Source organism: Arthrobacter senegalensis (assembly GCF_059091765.1).
Genome location: NZ_JBNHGZ010000001.1, coordinates 782,239 through 808,459 on the forward strand (window position 1 = coordinate 782,239; position 26,221 = coordinate 808,459).

24 protein-coding genes and 2 tRNA genes are annotated in these 26,221 nt (G+C 68.6%); 15 read left to right on the top strand and 11 right to left on the bottom strand.

Annotated features, from left to right (window positions below; genetic code table 11):
- The first annotated feature begins 39 nt into the window (after positions 1-39).
- Both AC5RVG_RS03650 and AC5RVG_RS03655 read left to right on the top strand, forming a co-directional pair.
- Positions 40-1,068 (top strand): 6-phosphofructokinase, encoded by a 1,029-nt coding sequence (locus tag AC5RVG_RS03650; protein WP_494000520.1) that lies wholly within the window; start codon positions 40-42, stop codon positions 1,066-1,068.
- Between the two features lie 21 nt (positions 1,069-1,089).
- Positions 1,090-1,794, top strand: a complete 705-nt coding sequence (locus AC5RVG_RS03655; RefSeq protein ID WP_494012748.1) for a GNAT family N-acetyltransferase — start codon at positions 1,090-1,092, stop codon at positions 1,792-1,794.
- Between the two features lie 61 nt (positions 1,795-1,855).
- Here the strand turns inward: AC5RVG_RS03655 and ygfZ are convergent, their stop codons facing one another.
- The 3 genes from ygfZ to AC5RVG_RS03670 all read right to left on the bottom strand — a co-directional run bounded on the left by ygfZ (position 1,856) and on the right by AC5RVG_RS03670 (position 4,557).
- Positions 1,856-2,938: a CAF17-like 4Fe-4S cluster assembly/insertion protein YgfZ gene (gene ygfZ, locus AC5RVG_RS03660; RefSeq protein WP_494012749.1), complete on the bottom strand. Its 1,083-nt coding sequence runs from the start codon at positions 2,936-2,938 to the stop codon at positions 1,856-1,858.
- Positions 2,939-2,981: 43 nt separating this feature from the next.
- Positions 2,982-3,584: a nitrobindin family protein gene (locus tag AC5RVG_RS03665; protein WP_493980177.1), complete on the bottom strand. Its 603-nt coding sequence runs from the start codon at positions 3,582-3,584 to the stop codon at positions 2,982-2,984.
- Positions 3,585-3,804: 220 nt separating this feature from the next.
- The gene (locus AC5RVG_RS03670; protein WP_494000523.1) at positions 3,805-4,557 is read right to left on the bottom strand and encodes a hypothetical protein; all 753 of its coding nucleotides are present in this window, start codon (positions 4,555-4,557) and stop codon (positions 3,805-3,807) included.
- 152 nt (positions 4,558-4,709) lie between these two features.
- Here AC5RVG_RS03670 and AC5RVG_RS03675 point away from each other — a divergent pair, with 152 nt between their 5' ends.
- The 12 genes from AC5RVG_RS03675 (at position 4,710) to AC5RVG_RS03730 (ending at position 19,189) form a co-directional block, all read left to right on the top strand.
- Positions 4,710-5,411: a winged helix-turn-helix transcriptional regulator gene (locus AC5RVG_RS03675; protein ID WP_494000524.1), complete on the top strand. Its 702-nt coding sequence runs from the start codon at positions 4,710-4,712 to the stop codon at positions 5,409-5,411.
- 68 nt (positions 5,412-5,479) lie between these two features.
- Positions 5,480-6,475, top strand: a complete 996-nt coding sequence (gene mshD, locus AC5RVG_RS03680; protein ID WP_494012750.1) for a mycothiol synthase — start codon at positions 5,480-5,482, stop codon at positions 6,473-6,475.
- A gap of 59 nt (positions 6,476-6,534) precedes the next feature.
- Positions 6,535-8,757, top strand: a complete 2,223-nt coding sequence (locus AC5RVG_RS03685) for an RNA degradosome polyphosphate kinase (RefSeq protein WP_494012751.1) — start codon at positions 6,535-6,537, stop codon at positions 8,755-8,757.
- On the top strand, positions 8,757-9,716 hold the full coding sequence (locus AC5RVG_RS03690; protein WP_494000527.1) for an NUDIX hydrolase: 960 nt from the start codon (positions 8,757-8,759) through the stop codon (positions 9,714-9,716). The genes AC5RVG_RS03685 and AC5RVG_RS03690 overlap by 1 nt, the downstream gene beginning before the upstream one ends.
- A 104-nt stretch (positions 9,717-9,820) precedes the next feature.
- Positions 9,821-11,671 (top strand): hypothetical protein, encoded by a 1,851-nt coding sequence (locus tag AC5RVG_RS03695; RefSeq protein ID WP_494012752.1) that lies wholly within the window; start codon positions 9,821-9,823, stop codon positions 11,669-11,671.
- Positions 11,668-12,084, top strand: a complete 417-nt coding sequence (locus tag AC5RVG_RS03700; RefSeq protein WP_494012753.1) for a GntR family transcriptional regulator — start codon at positions 11,668-11,670, stop codon at positions 12,082-12,084. Before AC5RVG_RS03695 ends, AC5RVG_RS03700 begins: the two co-directional genes overlap by 4 nt.
- A gap of 97 nt (positions 12,085-12,181) precedes the next feature.
- On the top strand, positions 12,182-12,943 hold the full coding sequence (locus tag AC5RVG_RS03705) for a thymidylate synthase (protein WP_494013000.1): 762 nt from the start codon (positions 12,182-12,184) through the stop codon (positions 12,941-12,943).
- The gene (locus AC5RVG_RS03710) at positions 12,940-13,554 is read left to right on the top strand and encodes a dihydrofolate reductase (protein ID WP_494012754.1); all 615 of its coding nucleotides are present in this window, start codon (positions 12,940-12,942) and stop codon (positions 13,552-13,554) included. The genes AC5RVG_RS03705 and AC5RVG_RS03710 overlap by 4 nt, the downstream gene beginning before the upstream one ends.
- 227 nt (positions 13,555-13,781) lie before the next feature.
- The gene (gene asd, locus AC5RVG_RS03715; protein WP_494000531.1) at positions 13,782-14,927 is read left to right on the top strand and encodes an aspartate-semialdehyde dehydrogenase; all 1,146 of its coding nucleotides are present in this window, start codon (positions 13,782-13,784) and stop codon (positions 14,925-14,927) included.
- A gap of 434 nt (positions 14,928-15,361) precedes the next feature.
- On the top strand, positions 15,362-17,173 hold the full coding sequence (locus AC5RVG_RS03720; protein WP_494012755.1) for an HNH endonuclease signature motif containing protein: 1,812 nt from the start codon (positions 15,362-15,364) through the stop codon (positions 17,171-17,173).
- A 226-nt stretch (positions 17,174-17,399) separates the two neighbouring features.
- The gene (locus AC5RVG_RS03725; RefSeq protein ID WP_494012756.1) at positions 17,400-17,762 is read left to right on the top strand and encodes a hypothetical protein; all 363 of its coding nucleotides are present in this window, start codon (positions 17,400-17,402) and stop codon (positions 17,760-17,762) included.
- 233 nt (positions 17,763-17,995) lie between these two features.
- Complete coding sequence (locus AC5RVG_RS03730; protein ID WP_494012757.1) at positions 17,996-19,189, top strand: carboxylate-amine ligase; 1,194 nt, start codon at positions 17,996-17,998, stop codon at positions 19,187-19,189.
- Between the two features lie 125 nt (positions 19,190-19,314).
- Here the strand turns inward: AC5RVG_RS03730 and AC5RVG_RS03735 are convergent, their stop codons facing one another.
- The 7 genes from AC5RVG_RS03735 to AC5RVG_RS03765 form a co-directional block, all read right to left on the bottom strand.
- The gene (locus tag AC5RVG_RS03735; protein ID WP_494012758.1) at positions 19,315-20,394 is read right to left on the bottom strand and encodes a UDP-N-acetylmuramate dehydrogenase; all 1,080 of its coding nucleotides are present in this window, start codon (positions 20,392-20,394) and stop codon (positions 19,315-19,317) included.
- A 37-nt stretch (positions 20,395-20,431) separates the two neighbouring features.
- Complete coding sequence (locus AC5RVG_RS03740; RefSeq protein WP_494000536.1) at positions 20,432-20,860, bottom strand: MaoC family dehydratase; 429 nt, start codon at positions 20,858-20,860, stop codon at positions 20,432-20,434.
- Positions 20,857-21,318 (bottom strand): FAS1-like dehydratase domain-containing protein, encoded by a 462-nt coding sequence (locus AC5RVG_RS03745; RefSeq protein ID WP_494012759.1) that lies wholly within the window; start codon positions 21,316-21,318, stop codon positions 20,857-20,859. Before AC5RVG_RS03745 ends, AC5RVG_RS03740 begins: the two co-directional genes overlap by 4 nt.
- Before the next feature lie 28 nt (positions 21,319-21,346).
- A complete protein-coding gene (locus tag AC5RVG_RS03750; protein ID WP_494000538.1) occupies positions 21,347-21,601 on the bottom strand; it encodes a hypothetical protein in 255 nt (84 codons plus the stop codon).
- Between the two features lie 86 nt (positions 21,602-21,687).
- Positions 21,688-22,596, bottom strand: a complete 909-nt coding sequence (locus tag AC5RVG_RS03755; protein WP_494012760.1) for a DUF2797 domain-containing protein — start codon at positions 22,594-22,596, stop codon at positions 21,688-21,690.
- Positions 22,597-22,739: 143 nt separating this feature from the next.
- Positions 22,740-22,816 (bottom strand) — tRNA-Met (locus AC5RVG_RS03760).
- A 57-nt stretch (positions 22,817-22,873) separates the two neighbouring features.
- Positions 22,874-22,945: transfer RNA gene (locus tag AC5RVG_RS03765), tRNA-Thr, on the bottom strand.
- Between the two features lie 218 nt (positions 22,946-23,163).
- On the opposite strand from AC5RVG_RS03765, the gene AC5RVG_RS03770 reads away from it, so the two are divergent.
- Positions 23,164-23,952 carry a putative protein N(5)-glutamine methyltransferase gene (locus tag AC5RVG_RS03770; protein ID WP_494012761.1) on the top strand — a complete coding sequence of 263 codons (789 nt, stop codon included), beginning with the start codon at positions 23,164-23,166 and terminating at the stop codon, positions 23,950-23,952.
- A gap of 145 nt (positions 23,953-24,097) precedes the next feature.
- On the opposite strand, the gene AC5RVG_RS03775 is transcribed toward AC5RVG_RS03770, so the two are convergent.
- Positions 24,098-26,056, bottom strand: a complete 1,959-nt coding sequence (locus tag AC5RVG_RS03775; protein WP_494012762.1) for a DEAD/DEAH box helicase — start codon at positions 26,054-26,056, stop codon at positions 24,098-24,100.
- Between the last annotated feature and the right edge of the window lie 165 nt (positions 26,057-26,221).

Consider the following 26,221-nt stretch of genomic DNA (forward strand, 5'->3'; position numbering starts at 1 on the left):
TGCTCGCGCCGACCGGCCAGCAACCGAGAAGGAGTACCCATGAGGATTGGCATCATGACCAGCGGCGGGGATTGCCCCGGCCTGAATGCGGTGATCCGCGGCATCGTGCTCAAGGGCATCACCGCGCACGGGCACGAGTTTGTCGGCTTCCGCGACGGCTGGCGCGGCGTGCTGGAGGGCGACATCATGGAACTGCCGCGGCACCAGGTGCGGGGCATCTCCAAGCAGGGCGGCACGATCCTGGGCACCTCGCGCACCAACCCGTTCGAGGGTCCCAACGGCGGGCCGGAGAAGATCCAGCAGACGCTGGACCGGTTGGGCGTGGACGCGGTGATCGTGATCGGCGGCGAGGGCACCCTGGCCGGCGCCTACCGGCTCACCCAAAGCGGGCTGAAGATCGTCGGCGTGCCCAAGACCATCGACAACGACCTGGAAGCCACCGACTACACCTTCGGTTTCGACACCGCGGTGCAGATCGCCACCGAGGCGATCGACCGGCTGCGCACCACCGGCGAATCGCACCACCGCTGCATGATCGCCGAGGTGATGGGCCGCAACGTGGGCTGGATCGCGCTGCACGCGGGCATGGCCACCGGCGCGCACGCCATCCTGATTCCCGAGCAGAGCGTGAGCATGGACCAGGTATCCGACTGGGTGCTGCACGCGCAGAAGCGCGGCCGCGCGCCGCTGGTGGTGGTGGCCGAGGGCTGGGTCCCCGACGGCGAACTGGGCCCGCACGCCGAGCGCGGTGTGGACAGCTTCGGGCGGCCGAGGCTCGGCGGCATCGGCGAGCGGCTGGCCCCCGAACTTGAGGCGCGCACCGGGATCGAAACGCGCGCCACCACGCTGGGGCACATCCAGCGCGGCGGAGTCCCCTCCGGCTACGACCGCGTGCTGGCCACCCGCCTGGGCATGGCGGCCGTGGACTCGGTGGTGGAGAAGCGCTGGGGCTCCATGGTGGCACTGAAGGGCACGGACGTCGTGCACGTGGGCTTCGAGTCGGCGCTGAACAATCTAAAAACCGTCCCCCAGCATCGTTACGACGAGGCAAGGGTTCTCTTCGGCTAAGCGTTCAGTAGTGTGGCAGGTATGCGATTGGACGCAGGGACGGCTGACATTGTGCTGCTGGCGTGGGCACGGTTGCTCGGATTTTCCGACAACGCCTTCACCGCGGCCGGCGACCGGCTGACCAGGATCAACGAGGACGCCGGGACGCTCACCTTCGTGCGCTTGTTTGGCCGCTCAGCGCTGGTGGGGCCGGATTGGGCCCTCGCCGCGGCCGCCCGGTACTCGGACGACGACCTGGCCGAACACCAGACGCTGATGCTGCTGAGCCGGGAGCACGGCGGGCACGGGCTGGGCAAGGCCGTGCTGTCCTACGCCGAAGACCTGCCGGTGGTCCAGCCCGAACGGGAGGCCCTGGTGTCCACCGCGGGCAGCGACGTCGCCCGGCTGGAAGACAGGTGCCCGCCCGATGACACGCACGAAGCGGGGCTGGCCGGCATGGACAAGTCGTTCGTGCTGCTGGACGGCAGCACCCCGATGGCCGGCGCCGGCTACCAGGAGTGGCAGCAGATCCTCGGCCACGTGGGCGTGCTGACCGCCCCCGCCTACCGGCGCCGCGGAGCCGGCGCGTTGATCGCGGCGATCGCCGGCCATGAGGCGCTTTCATCCGGACTCATTCCGCAGTGGCGCTCGCACGAAGAGAACAGGGCCTCCCGCGCGCTGGCCGCGAGCCTGGGATTCTGGGACGCGGGCACCCAGACCTCGGTGATTCTGCAGAAGCGGAGCTGACCGCGGCGCAGCGCATGCGCACCTGCGGGCCGCGACGCGGCTGGGTGCGCGCCGACGCGGCTCAGCGCGGCGGGCGCAGGAACCCGGTCTGGCGGCCGACCACCTGACCGGCGTCGGGGGTGACAATCACTTCCTGGGCGGCGTCGTAGCTCTCGCCGTCGTCCAGCACGGTCAGCTGCGCCTGCGGATCGACCGAGCGCTTGACCACGGCCAGCGCAATCGGTCCCATCTCGTAGTGTTGCGCCGCGGACGTGACCGCCCCGACGCGCTTGTCGCCGAGCATCACGTCGCTGCCCGGGACCGGCAGCGTGTGCTGCGAGCCGTCCAGCTGCAGGAACACCAGCCGGCGCGGCGGGCGGCCCAGGTTATGCACGCGGGCGATGGTTTCCTGGCCCTTGTAGCAGCCCTTCTCCAGGTGCACGGCGGTACGGATGAGATCCAGCTCGTGCGGAATGGTCTTCTCGTCGGTCTCCGCCCCGACCCGCGGCCGCCACGCGGCGATCCGCAGCGCCTCGGCGGCCCAGACCCCGGCCAGCTGTAGCCCGGAGACGGCCGATTCCAGGTCGGCCGCCGGCAGCAGGTATTCGTACCAGGACCGTTCCAGGCCGGGGTGCTTGGGTTCCTCGATGCCGGTGTAGGCATAGCCGCCGGCACCGATCTGCGGCCACGGATCCTGCCACACGAGGCGGCCCTCGAAGGCCGGGACCGGCCTGGCCGAACCCACCACGGCCCAGTCGGCGGAGACATCGGCAACCTCTACCCGCAGCATGAACTTCATCGAATCCAGCCATGCGGCCAGCGGCGCCGCCTCGAAGGATTCGACGATCAGCCAGGTGCGTTCGCCGTCGTCGATAATGCGGGCGTCGTATTCGATCCGGCCCTGCACCGTGAGCAGCAGCGCTTCGCTGGACTGCCCGGGCCGCAGGTTCAGCAGCAACTGCGAGGAGAGCGTGTTCAGCCAGCTCAGCCGGTCTTCGCCGGCCACCGTCACCACCCCGCGGTGGGAAAGGTCCGTGACGGCCTCGCCGCGGGCCAGGGCGCGCTGTTCGCGCAGCGGGTCGGAGTAGTGGGCGGCGACGCCGGCGTCGGCCCCGGAGGCTTCGACGGCGCCGTGTTGCAGGAGCAAAGGGCTGCGGTAGGTCATACCGGCGTCAACTCCCGGCGGCCGTGCCAAATTCCCTCCCCGGTCAGGCGCGCTTGGCCAGGATCGCCGAGGCGTGCGGGGCCAGGTCCTTGCCCTTGGCCTCGGCAACGTCCCAGCGCCAGTAAAGATCGTTGTTGACCAGGCCGAAGATGCGCGTGGCCGCGCTGTAGTCCTTGGACTGCGAACCGCGCATCACCATGTCGGTGCTCAGCTGCACGCGGGGACCCTTGATCTGCCCGTAATAGAGCTCGGAGATACCGCCCGGGTGCACGATGGTCGCGGTGATATCGAAGCCGCCGTCGGCGTTGCGCAGCTCTTCGACCTCGTCCGCCGACCTCAGGGCCGGCACGATTTCGGCGGGGACCAAGCCCGGGCCGACGTCGGCGTCGTTGAGCTTGCGGTCCAGCGCCCAGAAGCCGGTTTCCACGGACAGCGGGCGCAGCCGGTTGCCATCCTCGTCGGTCAGCCAGCTCTCGGCGGTGTACTGCAGGTAGGGCAGGCCGTTCTGCGTGAACGTGGCCTTCTGGACGAAATGTTCGTCCCCCTCCTCGCCCGCACCCAACCGGCCGGCACCTTCCCAGGTACCCAGCAGCCAGGACAGCGGCACCAGTTCCGGGGTCAGCTCCGTCGGGAGTTCAATCGGCATTGTTAAGCTTTGGTCGCTTACTTCTGGCCCTTGAACAGGCGGTAAACCACCAGCGAGGCAAAGCCCGCGATGCCAAGGCCGGCGAGGACCAGCAGGGACAGGTAGAAAATTTCAAGACCGAGATACGACATGGCTCCATAGTAACGGCCCCGGCCGCAGGATGCCTGCCCGTGACGCCGGCCCGCACTGTGACCTCGCTCATTCGGCGGCCCCGCTCATTTCAGCGCAGCAGCATCCGCTCCAGGAAGTAGACCAGCGATCCGGCGGCCATGACCGGGGCGGCGCCGACGGCGAGCATCGCCGGCAGCCGGGTGGGACCGCCGTCGGCCAGCACGAGCCGGCGGAAACTGACCAGGATGATGCCGGCGACGGCGCCCACCGCCGCGGCGGGCAGCATGTGGACGGTGGAGAACAAGGGGGCGGCCAGGGCCCCTGCCAGCGGGGCCAGGACCACGCCCAGCGGCGCGACGATCCGGTCGGGCCAGGGCAGCAGGCAGACGCCGATGGCCACCAGCATGCTGATCCCGGTCACCAGCATCATTCCGCCGTTGTTTGCATTGGCCGAGAGCCGGTCGGCGGCCACCCAGCCGGCGCCCAGCGAGGTGAGCACCAGGCCGGCGCTGGCGCCGAAGGTCGATTCGAGCCGCCGGGGCTGGCCGGTGCCGCGGAGCAGCTGGATCAGGAAGACGGCCATCACGCCGAGCGCAATCACCACGGCCATCCAGAGCAGCGGCATGCCGGCGGGCGCGATCCCGGCGAGCACCGCCGTCGCAATCCCGGCCAGGGAGATGACGGCGGCAAGGGTCTTCTTGGCGGGCACGCCCAGCAACACCGGCCAGCCGATCCCGATCACCACCGCGGCGACGCATACCGCCGCCGTCAGCACCGGGAGGGAGAGGTAGGAGGCGCCGATGACGGCGCACAGTACGGCGGCAGCGGCTGCGGCGACGATCCACGTTTTCACGCTAGTCATACTGCCCTATGACGCAGGGGCGGGGCGAGAAACCGCGGCCCGGCGGGGCGCGGCGCTATACTTATGCCACCGTCCGGCAGGCTGCGCCTGCGCGTGTGAGGACCTGCCGGGCCCGGCCCGATGATGTGCGCCGCGAAACCCCTGGAGGAACCATGCCGCACATTCTGCTGTTGACCAACAGTTCCGGCTCGTCGATCGACGTCCTGCCCGCCCTCGAGCTGCTGAACCACAAGGTCCACATCCTGCCGGCCGAACCGACCGCCCTGCTGGAAACCGACCCGGCCGACGTGGTCATGGTTGACGCCCGTAAGGACCTGGCCGGGGCGCGCTCGCTCACCCAGTTGCTGAAGGCCACCGGCCTGGGGGCACCGCTGATGCTGGTGCTCACCGAAGGCGGCATGGCCGCCGTCAGCGCCAACTGGCTTGCCGACGACGTGGTGCTGGCAACCGCCGGACCGGCCGAAGTCGAGGCGCGGCTGCGGTTGGTCATCGCCCGCGCCCGTGCCGGCGACCAGGACACCCGCACGGAGATCCACGCATCCGGCGTGGTGATCGACGAGGCCAGCTACAGCGCGCGCGTCGGCGGACAGCCGCTGAACCTGACCTACAAGGAATTCGAACTGCTCAAGTACCTGGCCCAGCACCCAGGCCGGGTGTTCACCCGCGACCAGCTGCTGCACGAGGTCTGGGGCTACGACTACTACGGCGGCACGCGCACGGTCGACGTGCATGTGCGGCGGCTGCGGGCGAAGCTGGGCCCGGACCACGAGCAGCTGATCGGCACGGTCCGCAACGTCGGCTACCGGTTCACGCTGGTACGCGAGGCGGAAGAAGAACCCAGCGGCGTCGGCTGAGGCGGCCCGGTCTGCGCCGGACCGCGGCGCCCTCCCGCCGCCGGAGGCCGCTCGGATAGTCTGTGCTCATGACTGCATCGGATTCGGACCTCTGGCCCGTGCTGACCATCAAGGGCGCCCCCGACGCCGAGACCCTCGCGGACATCAAGGCGCTGGCCGCCGCCGCCGAGGAGGCCGACGGCAATCCCCCGCTCTCCGAGCAGACGTGGGTGAACCTGCGGGCTGCGGAGTCGGCCGACGTGCTGGTGCTGGCGACCTACGCGGGCGAAGAGCGCTCCGATCCCGCCACCGCGACGGCGCTGGCCGGCGTCGCCGTCGTCAGCCTTACCACCGCTGCCGGCACCGACAACGTCCTGGAACTGGTGGTGCACCCTTCCTACCGCGCCGAAGGGGTGGGGACCCGGCTGGTCGAAGCCGTCCGGCAGCACACCGAACTGACGGGCCTCAAGGCCTGGTCGCACGGCGGCCATGAGGCCGCGGGGCGGCTGGCCGCGCGCTTCGGTTTCGCCCCGGTCCGGGAACTGTGGCGGATGCGCCTGACCCACCCGACCGGATTGCCCGCCGCCGAATTGCCGCCCGGCGTGGCCATCCGTTCCTTCGTGCCCGGCAGGGATGAGGAGGCGTGGCTGGCGGCCAACGCCGCTGCCTTCGCCGACCACCCCGAACAGGGCGCGATGACGCTCTCCGACCTGAAGGCGCGGATGGCCGAGGACTGGTTCGACCCGGCCGGCTTCCTGCTGGCCGAGCGCGAGGACGGCGGCGGCCTGGTCGGGTTCCACTGGACCAAGGTCCACCCGCGCTCCGGCAGCCACCCGTCCATCGGCGAAGTGTACGTCGTGGGCGTCACGCCGCAGGCGCAGGGCACCGGGCTGGGCAAGGCGCTGACCATCGCCGGCATCAAGCACCTGCAGGACGCCGGCGAGCACGCCATCATGCTCTACGTCGACGCGGACAACGAGCCCGCCGTCGGGCTGTACCGCAAGCTGGGTTTCACCCGCTGGGATGCGGATGTGATGTACGCACCGCAGGAGCAGGCCGGCGGGCAACAGTCGGTAACCTTATAGCTACCGGACGCCTCTACGATGAGGTGAGTCCGGCCCGCCCCAACGCCCCAGGAGAGAGCATGGTCATCGAACCCGAAGCCGCAGCCATTCCCCGGCTGGGTTCCTCGGAAATGGTCCCTGCCCGCGCCACCCAGGACCGCATCGACATTCCGGAATTCGCGCCCTCGCTGGCGCCCGACGGGGACTTCACGCTGGAACGCTTCCTCGACCGGGAAATCAGCTGGCTGGACTTCAACGCACGGGTCTTGGAACTGGCCGAGGACGAGGACCTCTACCTGCTGGAGCGGTTGAACTTCCTCTCCATCTTCGCCTCCAACCTGGACGAGTTCTTCATGGTCCGGGTGGCGGGCCTGAAGCGCCGGATCGCCACCGGGCTGGCCGTGCCGTCCGCCGCCGGGCTCTCCCCGATCGAGCAGCTCGAACAAATCAAGGTCGCCGCGCACAAGCTGCAGCAGCGCCACGCCCGGATCTTCGCCGAGCAGATCCGCCCGGCGCTGGCCTACGAACACATCCACATCGTGCGCTGGGACGAACTGGACGAGGCGGCGCGGACCGAACTGTCCGTGATGTTCCGGGAGCGGGTGTTCCCGATCCTGACGCCGCTGGCCGTGGACCCGGCCCACCCCTTCCCCTACATCTCCGGGCTCTCGCTGAACCTGGCCGTGATCGTGCGCAATCCGGTGAGCGAAAAGGAACTCTTTGCCCGCCTCAAGGTCCCGGACCAGCTCTCGCGGCTGATCCCCGTGGACGGCCCCCGCGCCGGCTCGATCCCCGGCCGCACGGCCCGGTTCATCACCCTGGAAGACGTCATCGCCCAGCACCTGGACCTGCTCTTCCAGGGCATGGAAGTGCTGGAGCACCACACGTTCCGGGTGACCCGCAACGAGGACCTGGAAGTCGAAGAGGACGACGCCGAGAACCTGCTCCAGGCGCTGGAGAAGGAACTGCTGCGCCGCCGGTTCGGGCCGCCCGTGCGGCTGGAAGTGGCCACGGACATCAATCCCAGCGTACGCGAGCTGCTGGTGCGCGAACTCGGCGTCGAAGAATCCGAGGTGTACGCGCTGCCCGCGCCGCTGGACCTTCGCGGGCTGGAGGCGATCTACCAGATCGACCGGCCGGACATGAAGTATCCGAAGCAGTTGGCGCACACCAGCCGCCACCTGAACGAAAGCGAAACGTCCAAGGCGGCCAACGTCTTCGCGGCCATGCGCCGGCGCGACATCCTGCTGCACCACCCGTACGACTCGTTCTCCACCTCCGTGCAGGCCTTCCTGGAGCAGGCCGCCGCCGACCCGAAGGTGCAGGCGATCAAGCAGACGCTGTACCGGACCTCGGGTGACTCGCCGATCGTGGACGCGCTGATCGACGCCGCCGAAGCCGGCAAGCAGGTGCTGGCGCTGGTGGAGATCAAGGCCCGGTTCGACGAGCAGGCCAACATCGACTGGGCGCGGAAGCTGGAACAGGCCGGCGTCCACGTGGTCTACGGCATCGTGGGCCTGAAGACACACTGCAAGCTCTCGCTGGTGGTCCGCCAGGAAGGCGACGGGCTGCGCCGCTACTGCCACATCGGCACCGGCAACTACCACCCGCGCACCGCCCGCTATTACGAGGACCTGGGCCTGCTGACGGCGAACTACCAGGTGGGCGAGGACCTGTCCAAGCTGTTCAACCAGCTCTCCGGCTACGCCCCGAAGTCCACATTCAAGCGACTGCTGGTGGCCCCGCGGTCGGTGCGCTCCGGCCTGATCGACCGGATCGAGAAGGAGATCGCCAACAGCAAGGCCGGACGCGCCGCCCGCGTGGTGATCAAGGTGAACTCGATGGTGGACGAGGCCGTCATCGACTCGCTCTACCGCGCCTCGCAGGCCGGCGTGCGGGTCGATGTGATCGTCCGCGGGATCTGCGCGGTGCGGCCGGGTGTCCCCGGGCTGAGCGAAAACATCCGGGTCCGCTCCGTCCTCGGCCGGTTCCTGGAGCATTCGCGCGTGTTCGGCTTTGCCAACGGCGGCGAACCGGTGGTCTACATCGGCTCCGCCGACATGATGCACCGCAACCTCGACCGCCGCGTGGAGGCGCTGGTGCAACTGAACTCCCGGGAGGACATCAACGACCTGCTGTTCCTGATGGACCGTTACATGGACCCCGGAACCGCCAGCTGGCACCTGGACAGCGACGGCGCGTGGACCAGGCACCACAAGGACGACGACGGCAACCCGCTCTCGGATATCCAGTCCTGGCTGCTCGCCTCCCGCTCCCGCCAGCGCACCGCCACCCGCCGCTGATGACGCAGAGCAAGACCAGCGACGCCGGCGCTCCCCCGGGCGCCAGGATCACCGCCGCCGGGGCTTTGTGCTGGCGCGTCCGCCAGGGCCGGCTGGAAGTGCTGCTGATCCACCGGCCGCGCTACGACGACTGGTCCTGGCCCAAGGGCAAGCTGGACAGGGGCGAAACCACGCCCGAGTGCGCCGTCCGCGAGGTCCACGAGGAAATCGGCGTCCAGGTGCGCCTGGGCATCCCGCTGCCCACCATCCGCTACCGGGTCAGCGCCGGACTCAAGCAGGTGGTGTACTGGGCCGCCAAGCTGGAGAAACAGGACCCCGTGCCCGACGGCGACGAGGTGGACCGCGTGCTGTGGTGTCCGCCCGCCCGGGCCCGTGAACTCTTGACCAACCGTTCCGACGTGGAACCGCTGGACGCGTTGGAGGCCGCGCACCGGCGGGACGAACTCGATACCTATCCGTTCGTCGTCGTCCGCCACGCCAAGGCCAAACCGCGGTCCGCCTGGTCGCAGGCCGAGGGCGAGCGCCCGCTGGTCGCCACCGGGCGGCGGCAGGCGCTGGCCGTGTGCCGAATGCTGTCCGTGTGGAAGCCCAAACGGATCGTCTCGAGCCCCTGGCTGCGCTGCGTTCAGACCGTCACCCCGTACGTGCTGCACACCCAGACCAAGCTGCGGACCGTCGAGGCCATCACCGAACACAACAACGAGCGCAACCCGAAGAAGGCCCGGGCCGCCCTCATCCAGATGCTCGACAAGGGCAAGCCCACCGCCGTCTGCAGCCACCGGCCGGTGCTGCCGAACCTGTTCCAGGTGCTGGCGGACCGGATGGATCCCGAACTCGCCGCGCAGCTGCCCACGGACGATCCCTACCTGCGGCCGGGAGCCGTGCTGGTCTGCCACATCGCCAAGCACCGGGGCGGGCGGATCGTCGCGCTCGAAATACTCGACGCCTACGACGACTAGCGGCACCTGACGAGTGCTCGTGCCGCCGCCCGGCAACCCCCACCCTTGACCCCTTGCCGTTTTGTATCAAATACTTGATCCATTGATACAGCACGAGGGGGATCGTGGACTTACTGACCAGCACCATCACCGGCCTGCTGTTCGGCGCCGTCATCATCTACGGCGTGCTGCGGATCATCGCTGGCAGGGCCGGCGCCAGTGCAGCCATCCTCGCGGAGGCGGGCTCCGGCGTGGACACCGATCCATCGGACGGGGCCGGACTGGACGCCGCCCGGATGCATGCGTTCTGGACGGCCCTCATCGCGTTCTTCGCCAGCGGGCTGTCTGCGGCCTCGAAGGTCGGCGATATTCCGGCCGCCTACTACGCCGGACATACACCGGCGCCTTCCTGGCTGGCTGACCTCCTAACCGTCCTGGTGCCGCTGGTCAGCCTGGCCGGAATCTACATCATCGGCCAATACACCTGGCCCAAGCCCCGCGGCAGGGTCCGCCGCGCCGACATCACTATCCGGCGCATCCGCGACTACATCCCCCCGGCGCTGCTCTCAGTCATGATTTCGGCGGCCGTGCTGGCCGTGATCGCGGCGATCGTCGTCCGGGAGTTGCCGGGCATCGACGGATTCAGCGGTTCCCAATCCTTCGCCGGTGTTGAGGTCTCCGGCGGGCACAACGGCCGCCAGCCCGGCAGCTACTTTGCCCCGATCCTGCTGATCGGCATCCTGACGCTCGCGGCCGGTGTCGCCGCGGCGACGGCGGTCGTCGTGCGCAGACGCTCCGTGGACTCGCTCAACCGCGAGGACAACGACATCTTGCGGCGCATCCTCATCAATCGATTGTTCCGCACGGCCACCTTGCTCTTCGCCACGCTCGGCACCATGGCAGTCAGCTTCGCCAATCACCAGGCGCCGGCCCTCATCCTCGACGGACCGGCACCGGCCACCGGCTGGGAACCCGCCCAGCAACTGGCAGGCTGGCTCACGGTCACGCTAATGATCGCCATGGCCCTGTGGCGCCCTCCCCTGCTGGCCCCCGACGGCACTCCGGGCCGTCCGGTCATCTACCGCGGCAGCTATGCCGCGGGGCAGGAGATCACGGAGTCCATGCATACCGTCGCGATGGTCTTCACCGCAGTTGCGCTGGTTGCTGTCGGTGGGTGGGCCGGTTTCGCGGTCCAGCCGGCCACCGTCTCCGACGACGGGAACCCCATCTTCCCTGCTTCGCCCTTACTATTGCTGCCTCTGGCGTTTGCGGTGCCGGTGGCCGTGTTTTTGGCCGTTGTCGCAGCCGGGGAAGTTCGGCTCTGGCGCGGCCACACCAGATCGTCCGGCCAAGCCACTTCCGGCTCGCCCTCTGACGACCGGATGATGCCTGCGACCCGGCTGGTTCCGCGCCCGCTCCTTGCCGCCGTTGCCGCCGGCGCGGTGCTGCTGGCCGTCGCCATCGGCTTCAATGCCGCCGCCCCGGGCCGACAGCCCGACCTGCTGGCAGCCTTCGCCGTGGCCGGTCTTGCCCTGCTCTTGCTCGGGGCAGCGGCCGTCCTGTTGGTGCACCGCCGTCCCCCGCTGTTCGAGGCAACTCCGGAGGCGGACAACTTGCTCCGCTGCGTTTCCGGCTTCCGCGTTGCGCGGATGACCGCCGGCGGGCTGTTCGCCCTGACCGCCCAACTGCTCAACGCCCATCCGGCGGCCTGGGGCTGGTTCCTGGACGGCGGCATCTCGTCCTACCTCCACCAGCTTTCCCCCGGCCTGCATACAGCGCTCCGCATCACCACGGCCGTGCTCTACCTGGCCGCCATCGTGCTGGCGCTTCTACCGGGAGCATCGCGGCCGCGCCGTTCGATGGCCAGCTATGTCGGCCACCCCGTCACGCAGCCCTCCGGCAACGCCGTCGGCGGGCCGCGCGACCTCGGCCGGGACCGCGACGAGCCCGCTGTTCGCCAGGACCGCACACCGTGAGCACCCAGATCCGGGTGGATCTGGCGGCACCGACTCCCCCGTACGAACAGATCCGCAGCCAGGTCGCCTCGCTCATCGCCGTCGGCACCTTGGCTGCCGGACAACGCCTGCCCCCGGTGCGCAGCCTGGCCGCAGATCTGGGTGTGGCCGCCGGCACCGTGGCCCGTGCGTACAAGGAGCTTGAGGCCGCGGGCCTGCTCGTCAGCCGCCGGCGCCATGGCACTACCGTGGCTGACACGGCAGCCGCCACGCACCAAACCGCAGCGGGATCCGCCGAGGTGGGCCTCGCCGTCGTACATTTGGTGCGCGCCGCCCGCGACGCGGGACTGGACGATGAGACGGTCCTGAACCTGGTTCGCGGCCAGTTGCGGCGCCCGCGCGGGTTCGCACCGGACGCACCGGACGCACCGTGAGCCTGCCGTCCCTCGGCAGCCGCCGCAGCACCCCTCAACTACACTGGACGCTGTGAACGCGATTCCCACCCCGTACGAGGACCTGCTGCGCGACGTCATGGCCAACGGCCGGGCCAAATCCGACCGCACCGGCACCGGCACCCGCAGCGTCTTCGGCCGCCAGCTCCGTTACGACCTGGCCCAGGGGTTCCCGCTGATCACCACCAAGCGCGTGCACTTCAAGTCCGTGGCGCTGGAGCTGCTGTGGTTCCTGCGCGGCGACTCGAACGTGAAATGGCTGCAGGAGCGCGGGGTCAAGATCTGGAACGAATGGGCGGACGCCGACGGCGAGCTCGGCCCGGTCTACGGGGTGCAGTGGCGGTCCTGGCCCACGCCCGACGGCGGACACATCGACCAGATCGCCCAGCTGGTCGATGACCTGAAGAACAATCCGGATTCGCGCCGCCACATCGTATCCGCGTGGAACGTGGCCGAGATCAAGAACATGGCCTTGCCGCCGTGCCACGCGTTCTTCCAGTTCTACGTGGCGGACGGCCGGCTGTCCTGCCAGCTGTACCAGCGCAGCGCCGACATGTTCCTGGGCGTGCCGTTCAACATCGCCTCCTACGCGCTGCTCACCCTGATGCTGGCCCAGCAGGTGGGCCTGGAACCGGGCGACTTCGTGTGGACCGGCGGCGACGTGCACGTCTACGACGACCACGTGGACCAGGTCCGCGAGCAGCTGTCGCGCGAGCCCTACCCCTACCCCACGCTCAACATCCTGCGGAAGCCCGAGAGCATCTTCGACTACTCGCTGGAGGACTTCGAGGTGGCCGGCTACCAGCACCACCCGGCCATTAAGGCACCGGTGGCCGTATGAGCGCCGACCACCCAGCCGCGCGCCCGTACCCGGACAGCGTCGCCGAAGCCGTACTCGGGGCCGGACGGACCGGGGCGCTCTCCGCTCCGGTGGTCGGGATGATCTGGGCACAGACCAGCAACGGCGTCATCGGCCGCGACGGCGGCATGCCCTGGCACCTGCCCGAGGACCTGGCACACTTCAAGCGGACCACGCTGAACCATCCGGTGATCATGGGACGCAAGACCTGGGAGTCATTTCCCGACAAGTACCGGCCGCTGCCGGGGCGCACCAACATCGTGGTCAGCCGGAGGCCGGAACTGCGCGGGCAGCTGGCCGCTGCGGGCGCCGTCGTCGTCGAAACCATCGAAGACGCCCTGGCGGAGGCGGCGGCCAGCCCGGGCAGCGACCAAATCTGGATCCTGGGCGGCGGCGAGATCTTCAACCTCGCCAGGCAGCACGCGAACGCGGCCTCGGTGACGGTCATCGACCTGGAGACGGACGGCGACACGTACGCCCCCCAGCTCGGCCCGGAATGGAAGTTCGAGGGCGTCAGCCCCACCGAGGACTGGCACACCGCGGCCAACGGCACCCGCTACCGCATCTCGCTCTGGGTCCGCGGCCCGGAGTAGGAGCGCTAAGGCCCTACGTGTAGGCCCGGCCGGAGCGGACAGGCCGGGCCTATGGAATTGCCGGCGCCGGGCAACGCCGTCGTCATGGTGACGCTTGCGCTCCACCCACTCTGTGCAACTCACAGCGCCACCTCGTGTAAGCCGCCGCGCCTACTTTGTGTAACCCGCAGCGCCTACCTTGTGTAACTCACAGCGCTTAAATTGACCCGGTCCGTAAAATGGAATGCATGACTTCCCCAGCAGCCACTTCATCTGCCCAGTCCGTCGGCCTGATCGGTTGGCGCGGCATGGTCGGCTCCGTCCTCATGCAGCGCATGCAGGATGAAGGCGACTTCGACCTCATCAACCCCGTGTTTTTCTCCACGTCGAACGCCGGCGGCGACGCTCCGTCCTTCGCCGCGGGTGCGGGCAAGCTGCAGGACGCGTACGACATCGAGACGCTGGCAAAGCTGCCGATCATCCTGACGGCGCAGGGCGGCGACTACACCGCCGAGGTGTACCCGAAGCTGCGCGACGCCGGCTGGGACGGCCTGTGGATAGACGCGGCGTCCACCCTGCGGATGCAGGACAGCTCCATCATCGTGCTGGACCCGGTCAACCGCGACGTGATCGACGCCGGCCTGGCGCGGGGCGTGAAGGAATTCATCGGCGGCAACTGCACCGTCTCCTGCATGCTCATGGGCCTGGGCGGACTGTTCAAGAACGGCCTCGTCGAGTGGGGCACGTCCATGACCTATCAGGCGGCCTCCGGCGGCGGCGCCCGGCACATGCGCGAACTGCTGAACCAGTTCGGTACGCTGAACGCCGCGGTGGCCGACGAGCTGGCGCAGCCCTCCTCCGCCATCTTGGAAATCGACCGCAAGATCCTCGCCCAGCAGCGCAGCCCCGAACTGGATGCTTCCCAGTTCGGCGTGCCGCTGGCCGGTTCCGTGATCCCGTGGATCGACAAGGACCTGGGCAACGGACAGTCCAAGGAAGAATGGAAAGCCCCCGCCGAGACCAACAAGATCCTGGGCTTGAGCGACGACAAGCGGATCCCGTTCGACGGCCTGTGCGTCCGTATCGGCGCCATGCGGTCGCACTCGCAGGCCCTGACATTGAAGCTCACCGAGGACCTGCCGGTGGCCGAAATCGAGCGGATCATCGACGCCGACAACGAGTGGTCCCGCGTGGTTCCCAATACCAAGGAAGCCACCATGGAGCACCTGACGCCGGTGGCGGCCAGCGGCACGCTCGAGATCCCGGTAGGCCGTATCCGCAAGCTGGAAATGGGTCCCGAGTACATCAGCGCCTTTACCGTGGGCGACCAGCTCCTGTGGGGCGCGGCGGAGCCGTTGCGCCGCATGCTGCGCATCGCCACCGGCAACCTTTAGGACCTGCCGCCCGAGGCCGGCGGAAGCCATGAGCCACGAGGAGCCCGTCCCTTTGGGGACGGGCTCCTGCTGTTGTAGGGGTGGGCTCCCGCTGGTGGCAGTTCGCTTTTCCGGCGGCGCAGGCTGCCCATGGAAGTCCCGCTACGCCGTATCCTGAGCTGTCGACATCAGGACACTATGCAGGGGACGCCGTCCTCCACAGGCAGTGGACGGCTCCGCGTCGAATCGTTCGCCTTCCGACTTGTCCTGCACGGGCAGGGTCGGCTCCCCGTTCAGCCGTCCGCCTGCTCAGTTGTCCTACACAGGGGAATGACGGTTCCCCGTTCAGCCATCCGCCGGCTGAGTTGTCCTACACAGGCAGGTGTCGACGGCAGGTTGTGCACTTTCATCGAAGACCCGTTCTACCCGCGGCGTGGGCTGCGTAGCGTTGAAGTATGGCAGCGGAACCGTTGGACAATGCGCAGGAGCCGGAGGAATCCTCCGGTACCCCTGCCGCGTCCGACGATGGTGCCGCGCCGGACAATGGTTCCGCCGAACCGGCACCGGTCCCGCGGGGGTGGGCGGACGACTGGCAGGACCTGGGACCGGCGGAACTGGCCGGCCTGCTCGCCGGCACCGACCCCGCGGCCCTGGACGATTGGTCGACCCTCGACTACCTCCAGGCGGTGCGCAAACACGAGGCCTGGACCCAGTCCCGCCGGCTGCGGGCCGTGCACCGCCTGGCCGTGCTCCGCCCGGCAACCGGGCCCGACGCCGGGGCACCGGACGGGATCTGCCGGCACGCCGCCGCCGAGCTCGCACCCATCCTGGCCGTGCCCCGCCAACGCGCGGCCGCGGAACTGGCCGACGCACACCAGATCGCCACCTGCCTGCCCGCCACCCTCACCGCCCTCGACGCCGGCGACCTCGACCTGCCCCGCGCCACCGCCATCGCCCGCAAAGGCGCCGGCCTGCCGCCCGAGGTCCTGGCCGGCTACGAGGCCCGCGTTGTTCCCGGCGCCGGGATTATCACCCTGGAATCCGTCCAGGCCAGGGCCCGCACAGTCCGCGACCGGCTGCACCCCGAACCCCTCGAGATCCGGCACCGGGCCGCGATGGAACGCCGCACCGTCCACTACCAGCCCCAGGACGACGGGATGGCCGAACTTTACATCCGCACCAGCGCCGACAAAGCGCTGCTCGCCTACAACCTGATGCAGGCCCACGCCCGCAAACTCCAAACCGTCGACGAAACCCGCACCCTGGGCCAACTCCGCGCCGACGTGTTCACCGACATGCTCCTGCGCTACCCCGGCCACGCCTACCAGCCCGCCACAGACACCTTCACAACCGGAACCGCCGCCGGCGACACAGCCGCGGCAACTACCGGAATCACCGGCGGCGAAACAGTCGCCAACCAGGGAGCAGCCGGACCGAGAGCAGCAAGCCGTTCCGGAACTGCTGCCGGATCCGGGACCGTGCTCGGCTCTGTAACGAACGCAACGGCAATGACAACGGCAGCCGCTCCACCTGGCGCCCCCGAGAAAACCGGCCCAAAAATCCCGGACGCGGAAGTTGCGGCGTGCACCGCCCGAAACACGGCAGCCGGAGGGACGGCAGGGCAGGGGCCCTGTACCTGCGGTGCCGGGAATGTGACCGCCTCGGTCGCCGTCACCGCGCCCCTGCACACCCTGCTCCGGCTCGCCGAAGAACCCGGCGACCTCACCGGCTACGGGCCGATCCCGCCCGGCATGACCCGCGACCTTGCCGCGCTCGCCAAGTCCTGGTTGATCGTGCTCACCGATGACTATGGCAAGGCAGCCGCCGTCGCCAAAGACCTGCGCCACCCGCCCGAATGGCTCAAACGCCTCGTCCGGCTACGCGACCGCCACTGCCGCGACTACGGCTGCACCGTCCCCGCCGACCAATGCGACATCGACCACACCATCGCCTGGGAAGACGGCGGCAAAACAGTCATCGAAAATCTCAGCGCCAGATGCAAACCCGGGCACAAAACCAAACACCACGGCGGCGGAACCGTCACCCAGGACCCCGACGGGACCCTCCACTTCACCACCCGCTCCGGCCACACCCACACCACCACCCCCGACGAAGGCTGGACGCTCACGCTCCCCTCAGCCCCCGGCGCAGAAGAAGCCACGGAAAACGGAGCCAACGGGGCAATCAGTCCGCGGAATGAGACCAGCGGTGATGGCGTCGACGAAGCCACGGACGGCCCATGGGACAACACCCCGCCACCGTTCTAAACGCCCCACTGCTCCAACCGACATGAAGCGAAACCCATAGCAAGAGGATTCAACAGTGACCAGGTATGCGAGGCCCAAGGCGCGAGTCGACGACGTGCTACGGGAGTTCTTCGTCCAACAACGTCAGGTAAGACCAATCCAGCTCGACCGCTCACTCAGGTTGGAGGCTCACCTTCGGCGCTTCCTGGAGACCTGCGGTCCTGCCTACCTCTCCGAAGAATGGTGGATGATGCTCCAGTTGGAACAGTGCTTCGAACCGCGGGATGCGTTCGCGCGGCTACTGCCCGCCGATCATTTGCTGCCACCCATGCATGAGTTTTTGTCGCCCGATTGGCTCATGGACCACGGTACCGACCGGTTGGTCCAAGTGAACCACAGCTACCGACTGGTCTGCTGGCTTTGCGGCAGCGGGCTGGTCAATCTTCGTGCGCTTCGCCCGAGCATCATCCGCTTCATGATTCGGCATGACGAGCTTTCCGCACATTCCAAGCGCCGCGCCGAACGGCAGCGCATTCCACGACCGGCAGGAGCGCCGCAGGTCGAAGACCCGCAGGCTGACGCGACGATCGGACGGGAAGACCTTCCCTAGGAGCATGCCTCGCCAGACAGGGTCGCCGAATGTCCGAGGACCTCCCGCTCGGCGCGGCTGGACGCACGACGCCGAGTCCGCACACACCTCTTGGGGATCGCCAACGAAGTGAGGCGAGGTTCGGTTGCCGCTGTGGACCGCCCGGCTTCCCGCACGTACTCTCTTGGTGAGCCCGGCTAAGCAGCGGCATCCCGGCCGTCACCCTCAACACAAGCCCGGCGAAAGGTGGTTGCATGCGCACTTTCGGTGTCGAAGAGGAGCTACTGCTGGTCGACCCCGCCACGGGCCTGTCTGTGCCGCGCTCGGCAGCCGTCATGGACCAGTATCGGCTCACAGCGGGAGAAGCCCAGCAATCTGGGCAAAAGGAAGTCGCTGCTGCCTCTGCCTCAACCGGCCCGACGCTCGCAACCGAACTCCAGCAGGAACAGATCGAGGTCATCTCCCCGCCCCGCGCAGCCTTGTCCGATCTGGCAGCCGAGATTCTGGCCGGACGAGCCTTGGCCGACGCTTGTGCCCGCGCGTCCGGAGCAAGGGCCGTTGCGCTGGCCACATCGCCGTCGCCGGCCGCACCGCATCCAGCTCCTGATACCCGCGTCCAGGCACTGAGGGCGCAGTTCGGGCTGACCGCAGAAGAGTCCTTGACCTCCAGCTGCCATGTCCACGTCAGCGTGGATTCTGAGGAGGAGGGCGTAGCTGTGCTGGACCGCATTCGGATTTGGCTTCCCGTACTCGCCGCCCTCAGCAGCAATTCCCCGTTCTGGCAGGGCCGCGACACTGGGTATGCCGGTTTCAGAACCCAGGCTTGGTTGCGCTGGCCGGGCACCGGGCCTTCGGAAATATTCGGCTCGGCTGCCGCCTACCACCGCTCGCTCCGGCGTGCCTTGGACAGCGGCGTCGTACTCGACCACGCCATGCTTTATCTCGACGCGCGGCTGTCCCACAAGCACCCGACGGTCGAGATCCGGGTGGCCGATGTCTGCCTTCAGGCCAGCGACACAGTGTTGATCGCCGGATTGTCCAGGGCACTCGTGGAGACGGCGACGAGAGAGTGGAGGTCCGGGTTGCCCCCTGCACCGGTTCCGGCGTCGGTACTCCGGTTGTCCGCTTGGCAAGCCAGCCGCTGGGGCATCGCCGGCAATCTCCTGCATCCACTCACCGGCGTTCCTTGCCGTGCCGACACCGTGATCTCCCTGCTCTTGGAGCACACCCGGCAGGCCCTTGCCGACGCCGGGGACGAGACCGACATCGGGCTCCTATGCCAGGAGGTCCAGGCGCGAGGCACGGGCTCCCGGTTCCAGCGCGAGGCCTTCGCACGCGGAGGCCTCGTGGCCTTGGCAGGCACAGCGGCCTACTTCACCCACCTCACGCGGCAGGAACCTGCGCTGGCGGACGACGACCTCGTGTCCGAAGCGGCCGGGCATTCATAGGCGCACTCATGCGGGCACCGCGCAACACCCGGTGTCCGGAGGGCGGAGGGCGGACAGCCGGCGCCCCGGGCGCTCACAACGTGCCGTGGACTAAACCGGCAGCCAGGCGACCAAGAGAACTGCAGCTACAGACTGCAGCCAATCAGAAGGGGCTCAGGCTGAAGCCGGATCCCGAAGGACCGTTCAACTCCGTCCCGGACTACGCGTGCAATCGCGAGGATATCCTCGGCGCTGGCACCGCCGCGATTGGTAATCGCCAACGTGTGTTTGGTCGAAAGCGAGGCGCGGCCGCCCGCCACCTCGTAGCCGCTGAGGGGACCGTTTGACGTTCCCGAAAGCCCAAAGCCCTTCGAAAAGCCCGCGTGGTCAATCAGCCAGGCAGCACTTAGCTTGGCCTTGTCCTCGGCCGGCCAGCGTGGCGCATCAGCCGGCAGCTTCGCCGCCGTGTCCATGTCGACGATGGGGTTCGTGAAGAACGAGCCCGTGCTGAACGTATCCCGGTCGGCTAAATCGTGGACCATGCCCTTGGAGGCGCGGAGCCGGAGTACCTCACGGCGAACGTCGGCGGCCTTGGCCACGCCTCCGACGTCGACACCCAGCACGCGTGCCAGCTCGGCGTAACGGACCGGAAGGCTCTGACGGCTGGGGGCCAGGCGGAACTCGACTTCCAGTACCACGAAGCGTGGAGATCCATTGGACGTGCTTTGTTTCAGGACCGAATCCCGATAGCCGAAGGTGAGGTCGCGGTTCGCGAATTCCCGGACGGACCCGGTCTTACGATCCCAGGTTCGCACCCGGACGATGGTCTGCGAGACATCGGATCCGTAAGCGCCGACGTTCTGAACGGGCGTTGCCCCGGTCAGTCCGGGAATGCCGGAGAGGGCCTCCAGCCCGGCCCACCCGTTGTCGACCGTCAGCGCCACCAGCTCGTCCCATGGGTGGCCCGCCTGCACCGTTAGTCCGACGGCGCCGTCATCCTCGCGGACGCTGTAGCCGCGGTTGGCGATGGCCACCACGGTGCCGGGGTAACCGTCGTCGGAAATCACGAGGTTGGACCCGCCGCCAATGACGAGCAGGTGGTCTCCGGACTCGTCGGCGGCACGGACGGCCTCGATGATCTCGGACTCGGAGCCTGCTTCAATGAATTGCCGGGCTGGACCGCCCACACCGACCGTAGTCAGCGGCGCAAGAATCGTTTCAGTCACGGTGCGGGCCTCCCACCCGCTGTGGGCGCGGTGCGGTTTACCAAATCTTGACGACCGCCTGGGCTTTGACCAGCACCTTCACGCCTGCAGCGGTTACGGTGAGGTCGACCCGCGCCGTGCCGTTGTCCTGGTCGATGGCCCCGATGGCGCCGCTGACGTCGATTGTGGCGCCGGGTCCGTCGAGATCTTCCACGAGGACCGGCTTCGTGAAGCGCGTCTGGTAGTCGACGACGGCGGCCGGGTTGCCGATCCAGTCCGTCACCAGCTGCACCGCGGCACCCATGGTGAACATGCCATGCGCGATGACGCCGGGGAGGCCTACCTGCTCGGCGAAGCGTCCGTTCCAGTGGATCGGGTTGAAGTCGCCGGACGCTCCGGCATACCTGACCAGGTCCGCGCGGGAAACCTCAATGCTCCGTGAGCCAATGTCCTGTCCAACAGTCAGTTCGTTCAGTTCAACGCTCACTGGCCTTCCCCTCTCACCAGGATCGACGACGTGGTGGTGGCCGTTTTCTCGCCGGCGACGGTGCTGATTTCCGCCCGGGTGGTGATCATGGCGCCGCCGCCCATCGCTCGCACCTGGTCAACGTGCAACTCGGCCACCAGTTCGTCGCCGGCGACGATCGGCCGGTGGTGCACGAACCGCTGGTCAGCATGGACCACACGGGAGAAATCGATCCCGGAATCCGGGTCCTCGATCAGCCGGGCGTCCGCACGCTGGGCCACGATGATGGCGAAGGTGGGCGGAGCCACCAGATCGACATAGCCCAGTTCCTGCGCGGCTTCGACGTTGAAGTGCGCTGGATGCGTGGCCTTGACCGCCGATGCGAACTCCCGGATCTTCTCGCGGCCCACGATGTAGGCGGGGCCGGCCGGGTAGGTGCGGCCGGCGAGGTCGGGGTTGACCCCGGCATGTTCGGACATGGATCTCCTTCAGATGGAGTGGATGGGACTATCGACGCTTCGCTGGCCGTGTGCCCCGCGGGTGGGCGGCTGCCTGCCGGGCCCGGGCGTCGCGGAACCGGACCAGCAGCCCGGCCAGGTGGGTCAGCAAACCCGTGATGATGGCGGCCAGTGCAGCCCAGATCAGCCATTGGATGCTCGCCGACGCGGCGATGACAGACAGGAGGATCCCGACGCCGATCAGCACCATGGCAGAGATGACCAGCTTGCGGTACAGCGGCGAGCCAAGATCCCAAGGATTCATACGTCAAGGTTACCGGCCACGCCCCCTGCCAGCCGAACCGCGGAGCCGTGCGGGACTGCGGGCTCCGGGCAACGCCTGCCGATCGCCTAAAACAGCTGTTCCTGGATGACGGGCTGCTCCGAGGCGAAGTCGCCGACGGCGATGCGGCGGCCCTTCACCCCGCCCAGGTCCACCAAGAAGAGCGGGCCGCCATCCTGCAGCCGCGCGGCCGCGACGCTGCCCAGGAGGCCCTCCACGATGAACCCGTGGTCGCCCGAGGCAAAGCTGCCCGGATAGCCCCTCTTGATGCCCTCCTCCAGCACCGGTGCCGCCAGCTCCGGGACCTGCCATTGTTCGTCGACGACGTCGAAGCCCTCCAGTTGAACGGCAGGCAGCAGTTCGCGCACAGCGGCAGCATGGCCGGAGTTGAGCCGGTCCACCTCGGGCACCGGCAGCGGCGCCAGCAGCCCGGTGAACTTGGCGGCGCTGCGCACGGCTTGCGTCAGGGCGGTGTTTCCCGAGACCGCGTCCTCAAGTACCCGCACCACCCGTCCGTCGCGCGCCCGGGCGACGTAACGGGCGGCCACCGCGCCTTGTTCGGCCAGCCGCAACGATTTCCGCACGTGAGCCGCCGTGCCCACCTTGCTGGCACCGTTGGCAAACGTCGCCACATACAGCCAATGGGGTTGGGCGAGGTAGGCCAGCAGCCCCTCGGGAGCCCGGCCGCTACGGTGGCTGTCATGCATGAAGCGCAGGTCGTCATTGAGGAAGCAGTTCACACATTGGTGACCCCGCTCCGCCGGAGCCTGCAGCCGGCACGGCACATGCGTGCGCTCCGCGGCGGAAAGTACCCGGTGGCTGCCCAGGCAGTAGCGTTGGGGGTCCATCACGCGGAAGCCCAGCCTCGACCCCTGCGTCACGGGCAGGTCTTTCGGCGTGCCGTCCGGAGTTGCCAGGCGCAGCCGGGGGCCCGCGGGGGTCCAGGCGATGCCGTGGGCGAGATACAGGGCGGGCATGGCGTCCACTCTAGTAAACGACGTGAGAGTTCCCCTGACCCCGCCGGCTGCGGTCGCGGGGCCGGCCTTCGGGGCCAGCGGGGGCGTTTAACAGCCGAGGGGCCCGGCCGGAACCAAAGTTCCGATCGGGCCCCTCAGGGTCTTGGTAGCGGTGCCCGGACTCGATCCGGGGACCTCACGATTATGAGTCGTGCGCTCTAACCAGCTGAGCTACACCGCCACGAATGGCAGCGCCCGCGCTGCGTCTCGCGACGCAGACGCGGGCTTTGCCATTCAGAGCCCCCCACCGGAATCGATCCGGTGACCTCGTTCTTACCAAGAACGCGCTCTACCACTGAGCTAGGGGGGCAACGGAGAAATACATTACCAGCAATTCCCCTCTGGAAGAAATCGGAATCGTGCCCCGTGGTGAAGGCCACACGTCCGACGGCGGTCTCCTCCGCGGACAGCCCCGGGCGGCCTGTCCCCGGTGGCGTTTCGGGCGCATGAACTGCAGTCAAGATCACAGCGAGGCGGCCAGCGGACGCGGACGAAAGGGTACTCTGGCGTCATTCGAAAGGACTCCACATGCAGGTTTCCCAGCCATGGGGCCGGGACGACATCGCCTCCCGGCTGCGCGCGGCAGGCTGCGTCTTCGCCGAGGAAGAGGCCGACCTGCTGCTCGCCGAGGGCGGTCCCCCGGAAGAAATTTCCGCCAAGGTGGAACAGCGGGCAGCCGGGACTCCCCTGGAACAAGTCCTGGGCTGGGCCGGGTTCTGTGGCCTGCGCATTCACGTTTCCCCCGGGGTTTTCGTCCCCCGGCGGAGGACCGAGTTCCTGGTCCGGCAGGCCGCGGCCTTGGCCCCTGTGCCCACCGCCGTCGTCGTCGATTTGTGCTGTGGTTCGGGGGCCGTGGCGGCGGCACTGGCCGCACTGCTCAGGCCCAGCGAACTGCACGCCGCAGATGTGGATCCGGCGGCGGTGGCGTGCGCGCGCGCGAACCTGCCGGGGGCACAGGTGCACGCGGGCGACCTGTACGCGGCACTGCCGGCGGCATTGCGCGGCCGCGTCGACGTCCTGGCCGCGAACGTCCCCTACGTGCCCACAGAGGAAATCACGTTGCTGCCGCCCGAAGCCCGCCTCCACGAAGCACCGTGGGCGCTCGACGGCGGCCCTGACGGCCTGGCTGTCATGCGGCGGGTCGCGGAGGGGGCGTCGGACTGGCTCGCGCCGGGCGGGTCGGTGCTGGTGGAAACGAGTGAGCGGCAGGCGGAGGCAGCGGCCGGGGCCTTCGAAGCGCGCGGACTGGTTCCGGCCATCGCCCGTTCCGAGGAGCACGCCTCCACGGTGGTTTCCGGCACCCGGCCGGCGGGTTGAACGTGGCGGGGACGTTGCATGAAAGCGGCAGGAACGTTAAATGCCTCCGGGGCACCTGTCCAATGACAAGTGCCCCGGAGGGGTGGTTCCTGGCTGAAAGCCAAACCGGCCAGGCGAGCCGCGGGAGGCGCGGCCTGCGCGGAGGCTAGCCGCGGGTGTGGCGCGGCTTGCGCGCGGCACCAAAGCCGCGGTCGCTGCGCTCCCCGCCGAATCCACGGTCGGAGCGGTCCCCGCTGAAGCTGCGTTCGCCGTCGGTCTTGTACGGACGGTCGCCCTCAAACTTCTTCTTGTAGGGGCGGTCGCTTTCGAACTTCTTCTTGAACGGCCGGTCGCCCCGGTCGCTGCGGAAGCCGCCGCGGTGTCCGCCGGCGACGTCGTCGCGGTCCCGGCGCGGCTTGCGGCCGCCATCCAGCTCCAGGTGGATCAGCTCGCCGCCGATGCGGGTCTTGGACAGCGCGCGCAGCTGGTCCTTGCTCAGGTCAGCGGGCAGCTCGACCAGCGAGTGGTCCGAGCGGATGTCGATGCCGCCGATCTGCGCGGCGGACAGGCCGCCCTCGTTGGCGATGGCGCCGACGATGGAGCCGGGCATCACGCGGTTCCGGCGCCCCACGGCGATCCGGTACGTGGCGTTGCCCTCGGTCAGCGTGCGGGACGGGCCCCGCGAATTCATGGCGTCGCGTCCGCCGCCGGCACGCTCGCGCTGGCCCTTGGGTGCCTCGGGCAGGTCCTGGACCAGCAGCGGGCGACCGCCCTGAGCCATGACCGCCAGCGCGGCCGCGATCTCGGCGGCCGGCACGTCGTGCTCGGTCTCGTAGTTCGCGATCAGGTCGCGGAAGATCGAGACGTCCTCGGACGCCAGGGTCTCGGTGATCTGTTCCGCGAACTTGCGCATCCGCAGGTTGTTGATGGTCTCCGCCGAGGGCAGGTGCATCTGCTCGACGGGCTGGCGCGTGGCCTTCTCGATCGCCCGCAGCAGGTACTTCTCGCGCGGGGTCATGAACAGGATGGCGTCGCCCGAGCGGCCCGCACGGCCGGTGCGGCCGATGCGGTGCACGTAGGACTCGGTGTCGTGCGGAATGTCGTAGTTGACCACGAGGGTGATGCGTTCGACGTCGAGTCCGCGGGCGGCGACGTCCGTGGCGACCAGGATGTCGATCTTGCCGTCGCGCAGGGCCTCGACGGTGCGCTCACGCTGCTGCTGCGGGATGTCGCCGTTGATGGCGGCGGCCCGGTAGCCGCGGGCCTTGAGCTTGTCGGCCAGGTCCTCGGTAGCCATCTTGGTGCGCACGAAGGCGATGACGCCGTCGAAATCTTCGGCTTCCAGGATCCGGGTCATGGCATCCAGCTTGTGCGGGCCCATGACCTGCAGGTAGCGCTGGCGGGTGTTGGTGCCCGTGGTGGTCTTGGCCTTGACCGTGATCTCGGCCGGGTCCTTCAGGTACTTCTTCGCGATCCGGCGGATGGCGGTCGGCATGGTCGCCGAGAACAGGGCAACCTGCTTGCTTTCCGGGGTCTTGGAGAGGATTTGGTCGACCTCTTCGGCGAAGCCCATGCGCAGCATCTCGTCGGCCTCGTCAAGCACCAGGTACTGGAGTTCGGACAGGTCCAGCGAGCCCTTTTCGATGTGGTCGATCACGCGGCCGGGGGTACCGACAACCACCTGGGCGCCGCGGCGCAGGCCGGCCAGCTGGGGCCCGTACGCGGAGCCGCCGTAGACGGGCAGCACGGTGAAGTCGTCCATGTGGGCGGCGTAGGAGGAAAAGGCCTCGGCCACCTGCAGGGCCAGCTCGCGGGTGGGGGCCAGCACCAGGATCTGGGTGTTCTTGGTCGGCGGCAGTTCGGCCATCCGGGAGAGGGCGGGAACAGCGAAGGCTGCGGTCTTGCCCGTGCCGGTCTGCGCCAGGCCGACGACGTCGCGGCCTTCGAGCAGGACGGGAATGGTGGCGGCCTGGATGGGCGAGGGCTTCTCGTAGCCGACGTCGGTCAGTGCGGCCAGGACACGGCCGTCGAGGCCGAAGTCGGTGAAGAGTACGGTGTTCTCGTCTTCGACGGCCGGGGCGGCGTCGGTGTTTTCGGGCAGGGTGTTAACAGTGTTTTCGGACACGGGGCAGTTCCTCGTATTCAGCTGGGGACCGGTGGCCGCGGCACATTGATGTCCGCGGTCCTCTGACTCAAAGCCCGGCGCTATTACAATCCCGTGGCAGGGCTTTCCGCCGCTTCGCTGGCCACCCGCAAGCTGCGGAGAGACCTGGCGGCGTTTTCTTTAGCC

What these genes read in the sequence shown, in the direction of transcription:
- AC5RVG_RS03770 (WP_494012761.1), top strand. Translation starts at nt 23,164, where the DNA reads ATGCAGGTTTCCCAGCCATGGGGCCGGGACGACATCGCCTCCCGGCTG.
- AC5RVG_RS03750 (WP_494000538.1), bottom strand. Translation starts at nt 21,601, where the DNA reads ATGAATCCTTGGGATCTTGGCTCGCCGCTGTACCGCAAGCTGGTCATC.
- AC5RVG_RS03720 (WP_494012755.1), top strand. Translation starts at nt 15,362, where the DNA reads ATGGCAGCGGAACCGTTGGACAATGCGCAGGAGCCGGAGGAATCCTCC.
- AC5RVG_RS03705 (WP_494013000.1), top strand. Translation starts at nt 12,182, where the DNA reads ATGGCCAACGGCCGGGCCAAATCCGACCGCACCGGCACCGGCACCCGC.
- asd (WP_494000531.1), top strand. Translation starts at nt 13,782, where the DNA reads ATGACTTCCCCAGCAGCCACTTCATCTGCCCAGTCCGTCGGCCTGATC.
- AC5RVG_RS03725 (WP_494012756.1), top strand. Translation starts at nt 17,400, where the DNA reads ATGATGCTCCAGTTGGAACAGTGCTTCGAACCGCGGGATGCGTTCGCG.
- AC5RVG_RS03655 (WP_494012748.1), top strand. Translation starts at nt 1,090, where the DNA reads ATGCGATTGGACGCAGGGACGGCTGACATTGTGCTGCTGGCGTGGGCA.
- AC5RVG_RS03690 (WP_494000527.1), top strand. Translation starts at nt 8,757, where the DNA reads ATGACGCAGAGCAAGACCAGCGACGCCGGCGCTCCCCCGGGCGCCAGG.
- AC5RVG_RS03730 (WP_494012757.1), top strand. Translation starts at nt 17,996, where the DNA reads ATGCGCACTTTCGGTGTCGAAGAGGAGCTACTGCTGGTCGACCCCGCC.
- AC5RVG_RS03755 (WP_494012760.1), bottom strand. Translation starts at nt 22,596, where the DNA reads ATGCCCGCCCTGTATCTCGCCCACGGCATCGCCTGGACCCCCGCGGGC.
- AC5RVG_RS03670 (WP_494000523.1), bottom strand. Translation starts at nt 4,557, where the DNA reads ATGACTAGCGTGAAAACGTGGATCGTCGCCGCAGCCGCTGCCGCCGTA.
- AC5RVG_RS03710 (WP_494012754.1), top strand. Translation starts at nt 12,940, where the DNA reads ATGAGCGCCGACCACCCAGCCGCGCGCCCGTACCCGGACAGCGTCGCC.
- ygfZ (WP_494012749.1), bottom strand. Translation starts at nt 2,938, where the DNA reads ATGACCTACCGCAGCCCTTTGCTCCTGCAACACGGCGCCGTCGAAGCC.
- AC5RVG_RS03675 (WP_494000524.1), top strand. Translation starts at nt 4,710, where the DNA reads ATGCCGCACATTCTGCTGTTGACCAACAGTTCCGGCTCGTCGATCGAC.
- mshD (WP_494012750.1), top strand. Translation starts at nt 5,480, where the DNA reads ATGACTGCATCGGATTCGGACCTCTGGCCCGTGCTGACCATCAAGGGC.
- AC5RVG_RS03650 (WP_494000520.1), top strand. Translation starts at nt 40, where the DNA reads ATGAGGATTGGCATCATGACCAGCGGCGGGGATTGCCCCGGCCTGAAT.
- AC5RVG_RS03665 (WP_493980177.1), bottom strand. Translation starts at nt 3,584, where the DNA reads ATGCCGATTGAACTCCCGACGGAGCTGACCCCGGAACTGGTGCCGCTG.
- AC5RVG_RS03745 (WP_494012759.1), bottom strand. Translation starts at nt 21,318, where the DNA reads ATGTCCGAACATGCCGGGGTCAACCCCGACCTCGCCGGCCGCACCTAC.
- AC5RVG_RS03685 (WP_494012751.1), top strand. Translation starts at nt 6,535, where the DNA reads ATGGTCATCGAACCCGAAGCCGCAGCCATTCCCCGGCTGGGTTCCTCG.